The 16,022-nt window shown below is 70.7% G+C and carries 13 protein-coding genes; 12 read left to right on the plus strand and 1 reads right to left on the minus strand.

Annotation, left to right across the window (positions count from 1 at the left end):
• Positions 1 to 6: 6 nt before the first annotated feature.
• The 12 genes from FFS10_RS06795 to FFS10_RS06850 all read left to right on the plus strand — a co-directional run bounded on the left by FFS10_RS06795 (position 7) and on the right by FFS10_RS06850 (position 15,600).
• Positions 7 to 1,905 (plus strand): ABC transporter permease, encoded by a 1,899-nt coding sequence (locus tag FFS10_RS06795; protein WP_137892881.1) that lies wholly within the window; start codon positions 7 to 9, stop codon positions 1,903 to 1,905.
• On the plus strand, positions 1,902 to 2,681 hold the full coding sequence (locus tag FFS10_RS06800; protein WP_137892883.1) for an ABC transporter ATP-binding protein: 780 nt from the start codon (positions 1,902 to 1,904) through the stop codon (positions 2,679 to 2,681). The genes FFS10_RS06795 and FFS10_RS06800 overlap by 4 nt, the downstream gene beginning before the upstream one ends.
• Positions 2,681 to 3,430 (plus strand): ABC transporter ATP-binding protein, encoded by a 750-nt coding sequence (locus tag FFS10_RS06805; RefSeq protein WP_249931189.1) that lies wholly within the window; start codon positions 2,681 to 2,683, stop codon positions 3,428 to 3,430. Before FFS10_RS06800 ends, FFS10_RS06805 begins: the two co-directional genes overlap by 1 nt.
• A gap of 37 nt (positions 3,431 to 3,467) precedes the next feature.
• Positions 3,468 to 3,920 carry a MarR family winged helix-turn-helix transcriptional regulator gene (locus tag FFS10_RS06810; RefSeq protein WP_137892885.1) on the plus strand — a complete coding sequence of 151 codons (453 nt, stop codon included), beginning with the start codon at positions 3,468 to 3,470 and terminating at the stop codon, positions 3,918 to 3,920.
• 9 nt (positions 3,921 to 3,929) lie between these two features.
• A complete protein-coding gene (locus FFS10_RS06815; protein ID WP_137892887.1) occupies positions 3,930 to 4,454 on the plus strand; it encodes a (2Fe-2S)-binding protein in 525 nt (174 codons plus the stop codon).
• Complete coding sequence (locus tag FFS10_RS06820) at positions 4,451 to 8,113, plus strand: molybdopterin cofactor-binding domain-containing protein (RefSeq protein ID WP_137892889.1); 3,663 nt, start codon at positions 4,451 to 4,453, stop codon at positions 8,111 to 8,113. The genes FFS10_RS06815 and FFS10_RS06820 overlap by 4 nt, the downstream gene beginning before the upstream one ends.
• 18 nt (positions 8,114 to 8,131) lie before the next feature.
• Positions 8,132 to 9,412: a CaiB/BaiF CoA transferase family protein gene (locus FFS10_RS06825; protein ID WP_137892891.1), complete on the plus strand. Its 1,281-nt coding sequence runs from the start codon at positions 8,132 to 8,134 to the stop codon at positions 9,410 to 9,412.
• A 20-nt stretch (positions 9,413 to 9,432) separates the two neighbouring features.
• A complete protein-coding gene (locus FFS10_RS06830) occupies positions 9,433 to 10,863 on the plus strand; it encodes an aldehyde dehydrogenase family protein (RefSeq protein WP_137892893.1) in 1,431 nt (476 codons plus the stop codon).
• A 77-nt stretch (positions 10,864 to 10,940) separates the two neighbouring features.
• Complete coding sequence (locus tag FFS10_RS06835) at positions 10,941 to 12,017, plus strand: XdhC family protein (protein WP_137892895.1); 1,077 nt, start codon at positions 10,941 to 10,943, stop codon at positions 12,015 to 12,017.
• Positions 12,018 to 12,134: 117 nt separating this feature from the next.
• Entirely contained in the window at positions 12,135 to 13,670 is a 1,536-nt protein-coding gene (locus FFS10_RS06840; RefSeq protein WP_249931190.1) for a thymidine phosphorylase, read from the plus strand.
• An 11-nt stretch (positions 13,671 to 13,681) separates the two neighbouring features.
• Positions 13,682 to 14,671: a tripartite tricarboxylate transporter substrate binding protein gene (locus tag FFS10_RS06845; RefSeq protein ID WP_249931191.1), complete on the plus strand. Its 990-nt coding sequence runs from the start codon at positions 13,682 to 13,684 to the stop codon at positions 14,669 to 14,671.
• Positions 14,672 to 14,769: 98 nt separating this feature from the next.
• A complete protein-coding gene (locus FFS10_RS06850) occupies positions 14,770 to 15,600 on the plus strand; it encodes an FRG domain-containing protein (protein WP_137892900.1) in 831 nt (276 codons plus the stop codon).
• A gap of 22 nt (positions 15,601 to 15,622) precedes the next feature.
• Here FFS10_RS06850 and FFS10_RS06855 read toward each other — a convergent pair.
• The coding region (locus FFS10_RS06855) for a type II secretion system protein GspK (RefSeq protein WP_137892902.1) at positions 15,623 to 16,022 on the minus strand (400 nt) is incomplete at its 5' end.

A 16,022-nucleotide genomic window follows, 5' to 3' on the forward strand; every position in this document is an offset into this window, starting at 1 on the left:
CGTCCCATGAGCTTCTCAGGTTTTTTCGTCCAGCTCCTCAATGGACTGGCTGGTGCCTCCTCGCTGTTCCTCGTGGCGGCGGGGTTGTCGCTGATTTTCGGCGTGACGCGCATCGTCAACTTCGCGCACGGCTCGTTCTACATGGCCGGCGTCTACATCGCGTATTCGCTGGTGGAGCGTCTGGGCAGCGGTCTCGGCTTCTGGCCCGCCCTGCTGCTCGGGGCGCTGGCCGTGGGGGCGCTCGGCGCGCTGGTGGAGGTCTTGCTGCTGCGGCGCATCTACCGTGCGCCGGAGCTGTTCCAGCTGCTGGCCACCTTTGCGCTGGTGCTGGTCATCAAGGATGCGGTGCTGTGGGTCTGGGGACCCGAAGAACTGCTTGGGCCGCGTGCCCCCGGACTGTCGGGTTCGGTGACCATCCTGGATCGCCAGTTCCCGGCCTACGACCTGTTATTGATCGTCGTCGGCCCGCTGGTGCTGGGCTTGCTGTGGTTGCTGCTCACGCGCACCCGCTGGGGCACCCTGGTGCGGGCGGCCACGCAGGACCGCGAGATGATTGGCGCGCTGGGCGTCAACCAGGCCTGGTTGTTCACCGCCGTGTTCGCACTGGGCGCGATGCTGGCCGGCCTGGGTGGGGCGCTGCAGTTGCCGCGCGAGCCCGCCAACCTGGAGATGGACCTGCACACCATAGGCGCGGCCTTCGTGGTCGTCGTGGTCGGCGGCATGGGCTCGATACCTGGCGCCTTCGTCGCCGCGCTGCTGATCGCCGAGCTCAAGGCCATCTGCATCTGGCTGGGGCTGGTGGAGCTGTTCGGCTTCAGCATCTCGTTTTCCAAGCTGACGCTGGTGGTCGAATTCCTGGTGATGGCCGTGGTGCTGGTCGTGCGGCCCTGGGGGCTGATGGGCCGGCCGCAGGCGGCGAGCCGCCACCTCGGCTCACCCGAAGCGCCGCTGCGGCCCGCCGACAACCTGTTCAAGGCCGGCGCAGCCGCCCTGGCGCTGGTGCTGGTCGCGCTGCCGGCGCTGACGCAGGCCTCGCCCTACGTGACGGTGCTGGTGATCGACCTGCTCATCGCGGTGCTGTTCGCCGCGAGCCTGCACTTCATCATGGGGCCGGCCGGCATGCACTCGTTCGGCCACGCCGCCTACTTCGGCCTCGGCGCCTATGCCGCGGCGCTGCTGGTGCGCTCGCTGCAGCTGCCGATGGAGGCGGCGCTGCTCGTCGCACCCCTGATCGCCGCGGTCGGCGCCGTGGTCGTGGGTTGGTTCAGCGTGCGCCTGTCCGGGGTGTACCTGGCCATGCTGACGCTGGCCTTCGCCCAGATCGCCTGGGCCATCGCCTACCAGTGGGACAGCGTCACCGGCGGCAGCAACGGCCTGACCGGCGTCTGGCCGTCCGAATGGCTGGCCGACAAGCGGCATTACTACTACCTCACCCTGGCGCTGGTGTTGGCGGCCGTGGTGGCGCTGCGGCGCTTCCTGTTCTCCCCGTTCGGCTACGCCATGCGTGCAGGACGCGATTCGCCGCTGCGGGCCGACGCCATCGGCATCGACGTCAAGCGCATCCAGTGGACGGCCTTCGTCGTGGCCGGGCTGTTCGCCGGCCTGGCCGGCGCCCTGTTCGCCTTCTCCAAGGGCAGCATCTCGCCTGAGAGCCTGCATGTGGGCAAGTCGGTGGACGGCCTCGTGATGGTCCTGCTCGGCGGGCTGCAGACGCTGGCCGGGCCCGCGGTGGGGGCGGTGACGTTCACCTGGCTGCACGACACGATCGCCCGCAACACCGAGTACTGGCGCGCCATGCTGGGCGCCATCATCCTGATCCTGGTGCTGCTGTTCCCGCAAGGCATTGCAGGCTTCGTGCGTCAGATCGTCTACAGCAGGCGTGAAGCCAGGGAGCTCCAGTCATGAGCCTTTTGAAAGTATCGGGCCTGGGCAAATCCTTCGGAGGGGTCAAGGCGGTCGACGGCATCGATTTCGAACTGCAGGCGGGCGAGCTGCTTGCGCTGATCGGGCCCAATGGCGCGGGCAAGTCGACGACCTTCAACATGGTGAACGGGCAGTTGCGTGCCGACGCCGGGTCGATCCGCCTCGAAGGCGTGGAGCTCGTGGGCCTCAGGCCGCGCGAGATCTGGCGCCTGGGCGTCGGCCGTACCTTCCAGATCGCCGAGACCTTTGCGTCGCTGACCGTGGTCGAGAACGTGCAGATGGCGCTGATCTCGGCCGATCAGCGCCTGTATTCGATGTGGCGCCGGGCAGCCGATCACAAGCGCAGCGAGGCGCTGGCGCTGCTGGACCAGGTGGGCATGGCGGCGCAGGCCGACCGGCCGTGCAGCGTGCTGGCCTACGGCGACGTCAAGCGCGTCGAGCTGGCCGTGGCGATGGCCAACCGCCCCAAGCTGCTGCTGATGGACGAGCCCACCGCGGGCATGGCGCCCAAGGAGCGCAACGAGCTGATGGCCCTGACCAAGCGCCTGGTCGTCGAGCGGGGCATGGCCGTGCTGTTCACCGAGCACAGCATGGACGTGGTGTTCGCCTATGCCGATCGCACCATCGTGCTGGCCCGCGGCCGGCTGATCGCCGAGGGACGGCCGCACGAGATCCGCGATCACCCCAAGGTTCAGGAGGTTTACTTCGGCAGCGGAAAGACCTTCGAGAAGGAAACGTCCATCAAGGAGGCGGCGTGATGAGTGATGAGGAAAACATGGGCGGCGAGCTGCTGCTGGACGTGCGTGCCCTGGCCGCCTGGTACGGCGCGGCGCAGATCCTGTTCGACGTGGACCTGCAGGTCAGGCGCGGCGAGGTCGTGGCCTTGATGGGGCGCAACGGGGCGGGCAAGTCCACCACGCTCAAGGCCGTGATGGGCATGCTGGACAAGCGCCGCGGCACCCTGTCGTTCATGGGGCGCGACATCTCCCACAGCGAGCCGCACGAGGTGGCCTCGCATGGCCTGGGCTTCGTTCCAGAGGACCGGCGCATCTTCACCGACCTGACGGTGACCGAGAACCTCGAGGTCGGCCGCCAGGTGCCCCGCAAGTGGCCCGACGGCAGCGCCGCGCCGCTGTGGACGCCGCAGCAGCTGTTCAGGCTTTTCCCCAACCTGGGCGAGATGCCCGATCGCCCCGGCGGCCGCATGAGCGGCGGCGAACAGCAGATGCTGACGGTGGCGCGCACGCTGATGGGCAACCCCTACCTGGTGCTGCTGGACGAGCCTTCGGAGGGCGTGGCCCCGGTCATCGTCGAGCAGATGGCGAACATGATCCTCGAACTCAAGGCGCAGGGCGTGAGCATCCTGCTGTCGGAGCAGAACATGCATTTTGCCGAGCTGGTGTCCGACCGCGCCTACGTGCTCGAAAAAGGGCAGATTCGCTACAGCGGCTCGATGGACGAGCTGGCCGCCAACGAAACGGTGCGGCGTGCCTACCTCAGCGTCTGAGCCCATCTCATTCCCTCAGTCCACCGCGGAGCCCTCCATGTCTTCCTCTACCCCTTCCAGCGACTACCAGTTTTCCGAGCAGGTCGGCCACCTGCTGCGCCGAGCCTACCAGCGGCATGTGGCGATCTTCCAGGAGGCCGTTCCCGACGCGCAGCTCAGCGCCGCCCAGTTCGTGACCCTGTGCGCCGTGCGCGACGGCGGACCCTGTGAGGTCGGCGCCATCGTGCGCGCCACCGCCATCGACGAGGTCTCGGTGCGCGCCATCGTCGAGCGCCTGAAATGGCGGGACCTGGTAATGGTCAGCCATGTGCCCGGCGACACCCGCCACATGACCGTCAGCCTCACGCCGGCAGGGGCGCAGATGATCGAGCAGACCGTGCCCTTCGCCAGGCAGATCTCGGAGCACACCTTCGCCGATCTCGACGCGGCCGAGCGCGCGACGCTGGTCGCCCTGCTGCGCAGGATATCCGATCTCGGCGCCGCGACCTGACCCTGACACATGCAGCCTGTGGCCGCCGAAGCTCCCCCGATCGTGCTGAGCGTCAACGGCGTGCGGCACGCCCTGTCCGTGCCGCCCGACGCGCCGCTGCTGACCGTGCTGCGCAATGACCTGGGCCTCAACGGTCCCAAATATGGCTGTGGTCTGGGGCAGTGCGGTGCCTGCACCGTGCTGGTCGACGGCGTGGCCGCGCGCGCCTGCGTGATCCCCGCCGGCGGCTTGGCGGGCCGCGACATCACGACCCTGGAGGGCCTGGGCGACGCCAGTACGCCGCACCCGGTCCAGCAGGCCTTCATCGACGAACAGGCTGCGCAATGCGGCTATTGCCTCAACGGCATGGTCATGATGACGGTGGCCCTGCTGGCGCACACGCCGCGTCCCACCGATCAGCAGGTGCGCCAGGCCTTGTCGGGCAACCTGTGCCGTTGCGGCACCCATGTCGAGATCGTGCGCGCGGTGCTGCGCGCGTCAGACATCCTTGAGCGGCTCGAGCGGCAGCGCGCCGACGAATTGGAGGCGCCATGAAGGCGGACTCGCGTCTGTCCGCGCTGCGCACGCGGCGCGATTTCCTGCAGGCCCAGGGCGTGCTCGTGGTCACGCGGGATCCGCCGCCGCCCCCACTGCCGGCACCCGGCCAGCCGCCCATCATCCCTGCCAACCCGGAGGAGGGGGTGGAGGTGCTGCTGTCGGTCTGGGACGATGGCCAGGTCATCGCTCTCAATGGCCATGTGGACCTGGGAACCGGCATCCGCACGGCGCTCGCGCAGATCGTGGCCGAGGAGCTCGATGTGGCCATGGCCCAGGTCGAGATGGTGTTGGGCGACACGGCCCGGGCACCGAACCAGGGCCCGACGATCGCCAGCGCCTCGATCCAGATCCATGCCGTGCCGCTGCGCCAGGCGGCCGCGCAGGCGCGGGCCTTTCTGATGGCACGCGCCGCCGAACGGCTGGCGGTTCCGCCGGCACAGCTCATGGTGGAGCAGGGAGTTGTTCGCTCGCGCGACGACACCGCGCTTCGGGTGAGCTATGGCGATTTGCTGCAGGGCCAGCGCGTGACGCTGCGCCTGGACGGCGGCGCGCCGCTCAAGCCGGTGTCCGAATACCGGGTGGTTGGGCAGTCCCAGCCGCGCGTCGACATTCCCGCCAAGGTCTTCGGCGAACTCAGCTTCGTCCACGACATGCGCGTGCCGGGCATGCTGCACGGACGCGTGGTGCGGCCGCCCTATGCCGGCGCCGACCACGGCGACTTCATAGGCAACACGCTCGAGTCGGTCGACGAGTCTTCGATCGCCCATATTCCCGGCGTGCGCGCGGTGGTGGTGATCCGCGACTTCGTAGGCGTCGTGGCCGAACGCGAGGAGCAGGCGGAGCAGGCTGCAGCCCAGCTGCAGGTGCGCTGGCGCGACTGGCCTGGCCTGCCCCCGCTGGCCGACCTCGGCCAGGCCTTGCGCGCCAACCCGGCCACGCCGCGCCGCCTGGTCGACGAGGGCGATGTCGAGGGCGCCCTGGCCGGCGCCGCCCAGTCCATGCCGCGCAGCTACACCTGGCCCTACCAGATGCATGCCTCGATCGGGCCCTCCTGCGCGCTGGCCCTCTGGCACGGTGAACCGGCCGGCTCGCATGCACTGACCGTGTACGCCGGCACGCAGAACCCGCACGTGCTGCGGGCGGACCTGGCGCGCCTGCTGCGGCTGGCCGACACGAGCGTCGAGGTGGTGCGCATGGAGGCCGCGGGCTGCTACGGTCGCAACTGCGCCGATGACGTGGCGGCCGATGCCGCGCTGCTGGCGCGCGCGGTGGGGGCGCCGGTGCGCGTGCAGCTCACGCGCGAGCAGGAGCATCTGTGGGAGCCCAAGGGCGCGGCGCAGTGGATGGAGGTGCGCGGCGGGCTGCGGTCCGACGGCTCGATCGCGGCCTACGACTTCTCCACCTCCTACCCCTCCAATGGCGCGCCGACCCTGGCCCTGCTGCTGACGCGCAGCATCGAGCCCAAGGCGCAGGCCTTCGAGATGGGGGATCGCACCGCGCGGCCGCCCTACGAGATCGACAACCTGCGTGTCACGGTCAACGACATGCCGCCCATCCTGCGCGCCTCGTGGCTGCGCGGCGTGTCCGCGCTGCCCAACTCCTTTGCGCACGAGTCCTACATCGACGAGCTGGCCACCGCGGCCGAGGTCGACCCGGTCGAGTACCGTCTGCGCCATCTGAAGGACCCGCGCGCGCACGAGTTGCTGCAGGCCACCGCCGAGCGCGCCGGATGGCTGCCGCACACCCGGCCTCAGCAGCAGGGCGCCAGCGGCGACTGGCTGCACGGCCAGGGCGTGGCCTACGCGCGCTACGTGCACAGCAAGTGGCCGGGCTTCGGCGCCGCCTGGGCGGCCTGGGTGGCGGACGTCGACGTCAACAAGGTCACCGGCGAGGTGCACGTCAAGCGGGTGGTCGTGGGCCACGATGCGGGCCTGATGATCAATCCCGACGGCGTGCGCCATCAGATCCACGGCAACGTGGTGCAGACGACCAGCCGGGCCCTGAAGGAGAGCGTGCGGGTCGATCCGCTCACCAGCATGGTGGCCAGCCGCGAGTGGGGCAGCTACCCGATCCTGAGCTTCCGCGAGGTGCCGGTGATCGAGGTGATGACCATGCCCAGGCCCGACCAGCCCCCGCTGGGCGCAGGCGAGTCCGCCTCGGTGCCGGGCACGGCCGCGATCGCCAACGCCATCTTCGACGCCACCGGGGTGCGCTTTCGCCAGCCCCCCTTCACGCCCGAAGTGGTACGGGCCGCGCTTCATCCCCTGCCGCCTCCGGCCGACGCGCCGGTCGCCGCGCGGCGGCGCGAGCCGGCGGCCCGCGCTGCGCCGGAAGACGCGCGCTGGCCCCAGGCGCGGCGCTGGTGGGCCCGTGCCGGGGCCCTGGCGGTCGGGGCGATCGGGCTCGGCGCCGCCGTGCTGGGCTGGCGCCCCGTCATCGCTCCCGTGACCCGGCCCGACGCTTCGGTCTATACGGCCGAAACGATAGCGCGCGGCCGCCAGCTGGCCGCGGCGGGCAACTGCCTCACCTGCCACACCGCGCCGGGCGGTGCGGCCTATGCGGGCGGGCGCGCAATGGAGACGCCTTTTGGCACGGTGTACGCCACCAACCTCACGCCCGACGTGGAGACCGGCATCGGTGCCTGGTCCTTCAGCGCCTTCCAGCGTGCCATGCGCGAGGGCATTTCCCGCGACGGGCACCGGCTGTATCCCGCCTTTCCCTACACCGCCTTCACGCGTATCACCGACGATGACCTCACCGCCCTCTACGCCTACCTGATGGCGCAGCCAGCCGTGCGCGCGCCGGTGCCGGAGAGCCGGCTCGCGTTCCCGTTCGGATACCGGCCGCTGCTGGCCATGTGGAATGCCTTGTTCCTCACGCCCGGCGCGGTCGCGCAGGCCGAGCCGGCGCGCTCGGCGCAGTGGAACCGTGGCGCCTACCTGGTCAACGGTCTGGGCCATTGCAGCGCCTGCCACACCGAGCGCAACGCGCTCGGAGCCGAACGGAGCGGCCAGGCCTTCCTGGGCGGCGCCTTCATCAAGGGCTGGGAAGCCCCGGCCCTGAGCTCGGCCAGCCGCTCGCCTGTGCCCTGGACGGAACAGGCGCTCTACCGCTACCTGCGCTTTGGCCACAGTGCCCAGCACGGCGTGGCTGCGGGCCCCATGGCGCCCGTGGTGCGCGAGCTGGGGGCCCTGCCCGACGAGGACGTGCGCGCGATGGCGCACTACCTGACCTCATTCAATCCCAAGGTCTCCGAGGACCAGGCGACCGCGGCCGCGCAGGCCGCCGTCGCGCGCGGACAGGCCGCCGCCCAGGGGCTGGCGGGGCCGGCGCAGCGCATGTTCGACCAGGCCTGCGGCGCCTGCCACCATGACGGCGACGGCCCCCGGCTGCTGGGGGTGAACGTGCCGCTGGCGCTGAACAGCAATCTGCACAGCGAACGGCCGGACAACCTGCTGCGCGCCATCCTCGAAGGCATCCGCGCGCCCGCCGCACACGACATCGGCTTCATGCCGGCGTTCAAGGACGCGTTCGACGACCGGCAGGTCGCCGAACTGGCCGGCTACATGCGCCAGCGTTTTGCGCCGGATCGGCCCGCCTGGGACCAGCTCGAGCAGGCGGTGGCGCGCGTGCGCGCCACGCCCTCGGCCCCGTAACCCCTTCTGAAGCCAACCATGAACATACCTTCTCTCGCTTCGAACGACGCAGCCGCTGCGGTGCCCGCGGGCCCGCGTTCCGCGCCGCTGGCCGGCGTCAAGGTGCTGGACCTCTCCCGCGTGCTGGCCGGGCCCTGGGCGGGCCAGATGCTGGCCGACCTGGGGGCCGATGTGATCAAGGTCGAGCGCCCCGGCGCCGGCGACGACACCCGGTCCTGGGGGCCGCCCTACCTCAGGGATGAGGCCGGACGCGACACCGCCGAGGCCGCCTATTTCCTGTGCGCCAACCGCAACAAGCGCTCGGTGACCATCGACCTCGCGCGCCCCGAGGGCCAGGTACTGGTGCGTGAGCTCGCGGGGCGCGCCGATGTGCTGCTGGAGAACTTCAAGCTCGGCGGGCTCAGGCAGTACGGCCTGGACTACGAGAGCCTGGCCGAAGGCAACCCGGGCCTGGTCTATTGCTCGATCACCGGCTTCGGCCAGACCGGGCCCTACGCGCCGCGCGCCGGCTACGACTTCCTGATCCAGGGCATGGGCGGCCTGATGAGCATCACCGGCCGGCCCGAGGGCGAGGAGGGCGCAGGGCCGCAGAAGGTAGGCGTCGCGCTCACCGACATCATGACGGGGCTGTACGCCACGATCGCGGTGCAGGCCGCGCTGGCCGAGCGCGCGCGCTCCGGCCGCGGGCAGCACATCGACCTGGCTCTGCTCGACGTGCAGATCGCCTGCCTGGCCAACCAGGCTTCCAACTACCTGGCCGGCGGCGTGGTGCCGCGTCGCATGGGCAACGCCCATCCCAACATCGTGCCCTACCAGGATTTTCCGACGGCCGACGGCGACATGATCCTGGCGATAGGCAACGACGGCCAGTTCGCCAAGTTCTGCCGGGTCGCGGGCCGTCCGGAATGGGCGAGCGACGAGCGCTTTGCGACCAACCCGCAGCGCGTGGCCCACCGCGCCGTGCTGATTCCGCTGCTGCGCCAGGCCACGGTGATGCGCACGACGCGCGAGTGGGTCGCCGCGCTCGAGGCCGCCGGCGTGCCCTGCGGGCCCATCAACCGGATCGACGAGGTGTTCGCCGATCCGCAGGTACAGGCGCGCGGCATGCGCATCGAGCTGCCGCATCCGTCGGCGGGCAGGGTGCCGCTGGTGGCCAACCCGATCCGGCTGTCGGACACGCCCGTGCGCTACCGGCAGGCGCCGCCGCAGCTGGGCCAGCACACCGACGAGGTGCTGGCCGACTGGCTGCAGCTCGACGCCCCTGCGCTTGCCGAGCTCAGGCGCAGTTCCATCATTTGAAAGATATTAGGAGACACGCCGTGAAGCGCAACTACATCGCAGGCCAATGGGTCGAGGGCGTGGGGATACGCCGCAACATCAACCCGTCGGATCTCGACGACTTGATCGACGAGTACGCGCACGCCGATGCCGCGCAGACCGAGACGGCGATCGCCGCGGCCCGTGCGGCCTTTCCGGCCTGGGCCCGGGGGCCGCTGCAGGCCCGCGCGGACAGCCTGGAAAAGATCGCCGCCGAGCTGCTGGCGCGCAAGGACGAGCTGGGAGAGCTGCTGGCGCGCGAGGAGGGCAAGACCCTGCCTGAGGCCGTAGGCGAAGTGGCCCGCGCCGGCCAGATCTTCCGCTTCTTCGCCGGGGAAGTGCTGCGCGGCGGCGGCGAACACCTGCCCTCGGTGCGTCCAGGGGTGACGGTGGACATCACGCGCGAGCCGCTGGGCGTGGTGGGCATCATCACGCCGTGGAACTTCCCCGTCGCGATTCCGGCCTGGAAGATCGCGCCGGCCCTGGCCTGGGGCAACTGCGTGGTGTTCAAGCCCGCCGACCTGGTGCCCGGTTCGGCCTGGGCCCTGGCCGAGATCATCAGCCGTGCGGGCCTGCCGGCCGGCGTGTTCAACCTGGTGATGGGCCCGGGCAGCCGGGTCGGACAGACTTTGCTCGGCCATCCGGACGTGGCAGGCATCAGCTTCACCGGTTCGGCGGACACGGGCCGGCGCGTGCTGGCCGCCGCGTCCGAGCGCCTGGCCAAGGTCCAGCTCGAGATGGGCGGCAAGAACCCGCTGGTCGTGCTTGACGATGCCGACCTCGCGACCGCCGTGAACTGCGCGGTCCAGGGGGCCTACTACTCCACCGGCCAGCGCTGTACCGCCTCGAGCCGTTTCATCGTGCAAAAGGGCATCCTGCCGCGCTTCGTCGACGCGGTGGTCGAGCGGCTGGGCCAGCTCCAGGTGGACGATGCGCGTGCCGCCGGCACCGACATCGGGCCCGTGGTCGACGAGGCGCAGCTGCAGCAGGACCTGGCCTACCTCGAGATCGGCCGCAGCGAGGGGGCGAGGCTGGCCCATGGCGGCCGCCTGCTCGAGCGCCGCACGCGCGGCCACTACCTGGAGCCCGCGCTGTTCGTCGACGCGGACCCGGCCATGCGCATCGCGCGCGAGGAGATCTTCGGCCCGCTGGCTTGCGTGATCGCGGCCGAGGATTTCGAGCATGCGCTGGCTTTGGCCAACGACACCGAATTCGGACTGTCGGCCGGCCTGTGCACCAGCTCGCTCAAGCACGCGACGCAGTTCAAGCGCGAGGCCCAGGCCGGCATGGTGATGGTCAATGTGCCCACGGCCGGCGTCGACTACCACGTGCCGTTCGGCGGCCGCAAGGGTTCGAGCTACGGCCCGCGCGAGCAGGGGCGCTACGCGGCGGAGTTCTACACCACGGTCAAGACCGCCTACACGGCGGCCTGAGCCCTGGTGTTCGAGGATGGATGGACCCATGCGGCAGCGGGCCATCGCCGTCGACCGCTGACCGCAGGAGGCTGCGCATGGAACACATAGACCTGAAGGTGCTGCGCACCCTGCTCGACTGGCGGGTGGCGGGCCGGCGCGCCCTGCTGGCCACGGTGGTCCGCACCTGGGGCGCCTCGCCGCGGCCCGTGGGCTCGATCATGGCCCTGGGCGAAGGCGGCGCGGTGGTCGGGTCGGTGTCCGGCGGCTGCATCGAAGACGACCTGGTCGATCGCTACGCGCAGGCCTGCGAGGGCCTGCCCAAGCCGGACGGCGCGCCGCGTCTCGTCAGGTACGGCGTCAGCGCCGACGAGGCGCACCGGTTCGGTTTGCCTTGTGGCGGCACGCTGGAGCTGCTGCTGGAATACGACCCGGCGCCGGTGGCCCTGGAGGCGTTGGTCCGCGGCGTGGCCGCCGGCCGCCTGATGCGCCGCACCGTGCGGCTTGGCGATGGCGCGGTGAGCGTCGGCATCGCCGCCTCGCCCGCGGCGCTGGAGATGGACGGGACCTCCCTGTCCGCGACCTTCGGGCCCGCCTACCGCATGCTCCTGATCGGCGCCGGCCCCCTGGCCGAGTACCTCGCCGCCATGGCGCTCTCCTGCGGCTTTGCCGTCACCGTGTGCGACCCGCGGCAGGAGCATCGCGCCGCATGGTCTCTGCCCGGCGTCAGCGTGACGGCCGACATGCCGGACGATATCGTGAGTGGGTTCCAGCCCGATGGGCGCAGCTGCGTGGTCGCGCTGACGCACGATCCCAAGCTGGACGACCTCGCCTTGCTCGAGGCGCTAGCGAGCGAGGCCTTCTACGTCGGGGCCATAGGCTCGCGCCGCAACAACGAGGCGCGCCGCGCCCGGATGATGGCGCATTTCGGGCACACGGAGGGCTCGCTGGCCCGCCTGCGCGGACCGATAGGCATCCACATCGGCAGCAGGACGCCGCCCGAGATCGCCGTGAGCGTGATGGCGGAAATACTCGCGGTGAAGAACGGCGTCGAGCTGCCGCAGGGGACAAGCGTCGCACAGGCGAAACGCTTGCGCGATGGCCGCCCCGGCGAGTGTCGGCAGTCTTCGCCTATCGGCCCGAGTCCCGGGGCCCAGGCGAGCACAAGTCACTGATCCTGCCGGCTTGCGGGAGGGGGCGTCACATGTCGGCCAGCCGCCGGCCGACCTCGCGCGTGGACCTCACGCGCCGGCCCGTGCCTGCGGCGGATGCCTCGTCCCGCGCAAGATTTCGTGCGATGGCCAGCAGCACTTTGCGCGTGGTCGCCACCCTGTCGCCTACCTGCCGCCTACCTGCCGCCGAACAGCCTGGTCGGCGCGGCGGGCTACCTCGGCCCCGAGCGCATCGACATCGTCGGCGGCGGGCGAAGCATACGCGCCAACGTTCACGTGGTCGGCGCCGGCCAGGGGCTCGCCGCGGACGAGGTCGGCCTGTCGCGGCAGGCCTTCGAGGATCTGGCCCTGCCTGCCGGAGCGGCCGTCGCCATCCACCGCAGCCCGGCGCCCGAGAGCCGGGCCGCGCTGCGCGCCAAGATCCGCGGCGAGGAACTGCGCGAGGACCAGTACGCCGAACTGCTGCGCGACATCATGCAGGGGCGCTACCCCGACAGCGAGGTGGGCGCCTTCCTGGTGGCCGCGACGCGCAGCTTGAGCGATGCCGAGGTGGTGTCGCTGGCCCGCGTGCGCGCCAGCTTCACGCCGAGCATGGACTGGAACGAGCCCATCGTGGTCGACAAGCACTCGATGGGCGGCATTCCAGGCAGCCGCATCACCCTGATCGTCATTCCCATCGTCGCGGCGCACGGCCTGGCGATTCCTAAGACCTCGTCGCGCGCGATCACCTCGGCCGCCGGCACGGCCGACGCGATGGACGTCGTGGCGCGCGTCGACCTGAGCGCGCCGCAACTGCTCGACACGGTGCGGCGCACGCGCGGCTGCATCGCCTGGAACGGCCGGCTCAACCACTCGGTCCTGGACGACGTGATGAACAGCATCACGCGGCCGCTGGGCGTCGAGTCCAACCGCTGGTCGGTCGCGTCGATTCTGTCCAAGAAGCTGACGGCCGGCTCCAGCCATGTGATCGTCGACCTGCCTTTCGGGCCGCAGGCCAAGCTCAAGACGCGCCAGGAGGCGGTCGAGCTGGCCCGCCTGTTCGAGCGCGTGGGCCGGGCCCTGGGCCTGACGGTCGAGGCGCATGCAACCGACGGCTCCGGGCCGATTGGCCGCGGCATTGGCCCGGCGCTGGAAGTGCGCGACGTGCTGCAGGTGCTCGACAACGCGGCCGGCGCGCCCGGTGATCTGCGCGAAAAAGCCCTGTTCTTCGCCAGCCGCATCCTGGCCTGGGACCCGGGCCTGGGCAGTCCGGCGCAGGCGCGCGCGCGCGCCGAGCATCTGCTGGCGACGGGCCAGGCACGCGCCAAGTTCGACGCCATCGTCGATGCCCAGGGACGCCGCTCGCCACCGATCGCCCCCGGACTGCTGACCCACGTCGTGCGTGCCCGCGGCGACGCCCGCGTCGGCGCCGTCGACTTTGCCCAGATCACCGAGGTGGCTCGCCGCGCCGGCGCGCCGCAGGACCGGGGCGCCGGCGTCGACCTGCTGTGCCGCCAGGCCGATGCCGTCAAGGCCGGCGATGCGCTCTACGTCATCCATTCGAGCGCCGCGGCCGACCTGGAGAGCGCCGTGGCCGCAGCGTCCAGTGACTGCGGCATCGCCCTGCAGTACGCTCATTCCCACAGCAGCGCGGCCGATGCGGTCGCCCATTCATGAGGAGTCGTTTCATGCACAAGAGTCTGATCCGATGGGGGCGTACCGCTTGCGCCGCGCTTCTGGGCATCGCCGGCCTGGCCGGCCAGGTGCAGGCCGCCGATCCGGCCTCCTTCCCGGACAAGCCGATGCGAATGATCGTCACCTTCCCGCCAGGGGGAGGCACGGACGCGCTGGCGCGCGTGATCGCCACCGAGCTGAGCCAGAGCGTGGGGCAGCCCGTGGTCGTCGACAACCGCCCCGGTGCGAGCGGCAACATCGGCGCCGAGGCCGTCGCCAAGAGCCAGGCGGACGGGCTGACGCTGCTGGTCGTGAACAGCAGCTACGCCATCAATCCGGCGATCTTCCGCAAGCTGCCGTTCGACGCGCGAAACGATCTCAAGGGCGTGATCCTGATCGCGTCGACGCCTTCGGTGATCGCTGTCCCCGCCAGCTCCAAGGTCCGCACGCTGGGGGAGCTGATCGAGAGCGCGAAAGCCGCCAGGCAGGTCAGCTACGCCTCGTGTGGAAACGGCACGCCCCAGCATTTCGCGGGCGAGCTGCTGCGGATGTCGACCAACGCCAACCTCGTCCACGTCCCCTACAAGGGCTGCGCGCCGGCCCTGACCGACGTTCTCGGCGGCCAGGTCGAGGTCAGCATCAACACCCTGGCCAACACCGTGCCTCACCTCAAGAGCAGCAAGCTGCGCGCCCTGGCCGTCACGTCCAAGGACCGCGTGTCGCTGCTGCCGGAAGTGCCGTCGGTGCAGGAACTGGGCGTGAGCGGCTACGACGTGGATCAGTGGTTCGGCTTCCTGGTCCCGGCCAAGACGCCGCCTGCGATCGTCGACAAGCTCAACGCCGCGATCGGGAAGATCGTGGCGCGGGCCGACATCAGGCAAAAGCTGGCCGATCGCGGCTTCGCCGCGGCCACCAGCACCCCGGACGAGTTCCAGCGCATCATCCGTGTCGATATCGACCGGTTCGAGCAGGCGGCGCGGCAGATGGGCCTCACGGCGGACTGAGCGGATCGCCGGGCAGACCGTGGCGCGCGAACCGGCATCGCTTTCGGGATGACAATACGCGCTTGGGGTGCGAAGGTTCAGCCTATCGTGGGGTGCGCATGGAGGTGATTCGTTTGTCGCAGTGGGCCGAGTTCGTGGCCCACACCGAGTCCAAGCCCGGCTGGGCCTTTCGCGGTGAGACATCGGCGCAGTGGCCGCTGGTGAGCTCGCTGACCAGGCGGCTCGAGACCTATTGCGCTGACCGCTCGCTGTGGCCGCTGCGCGAGGCGCGCGCGCTGCGCGTGTTCCGCCGCAAGGCGCACATCTACCTGTCCGACCGCGTGGCGCTCGAAGACGATCTGCGCTGCCTGGCCCTGATGCAGCACCATGGCGCGCCGACGCGGCTGCTCGACTTCACGAAGTCCCCCTATGTCGCCGCGTTCTTCGCCCTCGAGGACGCGGTCGCCGACGCGGCGGTGTACGCGCTGAACACACCGGCGCTGTGGTCCGCCGCGCCTTCTTTCGATCCGGCGCTGACGCGCGAGCGCATCGACCCTCGCGTGTCCGGGAATTTCGAACGCTACTTCCTGGGCAACCGGGCGCCTGTCGTCTGGTTTGGCGAGCCCTCGGAGATGGACCGGCGGCTGGTGGCGCAGTCGGGCCTGTTCGTGCTTCCCGGCGTGCTCGACCAGCCGCTGGACAGCATCCTGCGCGGCTACGCCGGGCGCGAGCCCATGATCGTGAAGTACGTGCTGCCTGCGGAGATGCGCGCGCCGGCGATGCAGTCGCTCTACCGCATGAACATCACCAACTCCACCCTGTTCCCCGATCTCGAGGGACTGGCCCGCTCGGCGGCCCACGAGCTCGAGGTCGTCTGGGAGCGCCTGATCGAGGAGTACCGCGACCGCGTGGCCGCGGACGGCGGCGTGCCGGAGCGCGGCTCGCCCTGAGGCCTGGAGGACGCGGCGGATCTCAGCGCCGGCCGTCCGCCTCGTCCGCCACGCCGCGATCGCGCCAGAGCGTGCGCACGTCGAGCCCGTCGCGCTGCACCAGGGAGCGCTCCTCGACCAGGTACTGGGACAGCCGCAGCCGGCCGCGCACCTCGAAGAAGCGCGAGGCCACGGCGTGCCGGACCGGGGTGAGCAGGGTGCCCTGGGCGGGCAGCTGGCGGCTGGCCTCGTCCAGCGTGCGGAACGGCGCGCGTTCGCGTGCGGCGACCAGCTTGCGCGCGCCGGCCAGGTCCAGCCCCGGGATGCTCGCGTAGACCACCTCGGCGCTGGCGGTGTTGAGGTTGACCGGGGTGGGCGTGGGCAGCAGCGTGACGTGGGGGGCCAGGGCCTTCATCGTGGCGGGCGACAGGCCCAGCCACAGC

Origin of the sequence: Ramlibacter sp. 2FC (genome assembly GCF_005503345.1) — a bacterium.
GTDB lineage: Bacteria > Pseudomonadota > Gammaproteobacteria > Burkholderiales > Burkholderiaceae_C > SCMQ01.

What these genes read in the sequence shown, in the direction of transcription:
- FFS10_RS06850 (WP_137892900.1), top strand. Translation starts at nt 14,770, where the DNA reads ATGGAGGTGATTCGTTTGTCGCAGTGGGCCGAGTTCGTGGCCCACACC.
- FFS10_RS06825 (WP_137892891.1), top strand. Translation starts at nt 8,132, where the DNA reads ATGAACATACCTTCTCTCGCTTCGAACGACGCAGCCGCTGCGGTGCCC.
- FFS10_RS06815 (WP_137892887.1), top strand. Translation starts at nt 3,930, where the DNA reads ATGCAGCCTGTGGCCGCCGAAGCTCCCCCGATCGTGCTGAGCGTCAAC.
- FFS10_RS06795 (WP_137892881.1), top strand. Translation starts at nt 7, where the DNA reads ATGAGCTTCTCAGGTTTTTTCGTCCAGCTCCTCAATGGACTGGCTGGT.
- FFS10_RS06810 (WP_137892885.1), top strand. Translation starts at nt 3,468, where the DNA reads ATGTCTTCCTCTACCCCTTCCAGCGACTACCAGTTTTCCGAGCAGGTC.
- FFS10_RS06835 (WP_137892895.1), top strand. Translation starts at nt 10,941, where the DNA reads ATGGAACACATAGACCTGAAGGTGCTGCGCACCCTGCTCGACTGGCGG.
- FFS10_RS06845 (WP_249931191.1), top strand. Translation starts at nt 13,682, where the DNA reads ATGCACAAGAGTCTGATCCGATGGGGGCGTACCGCTTGCGCCGCGCTT.
- FFS10_RS06820 (WP_137892889.1), top strand. Translation starts at nt 4,451, where the DNA reads ATGAAGGCGGACTCGCGTCTGTCCGCGCTGCGCACGCGGCGCGATTTC.
- FFS10_RS06805 (WP_249931189.1), top strand. Translation starts at nt 2,681, where the DNA reads ATGAGTGATGAGGAAAACATGGGCGGCGAGCTGCTGCTGGACGTGCGT.
- FFS10_RS06800 (WP_137892883.1), top strand. Translation starts at nt 1,902, where the DNA reads ATGAGCCTTTTGAAAGTATCGGGCCTGGGCAAATCCTTCGGAGGGGTC.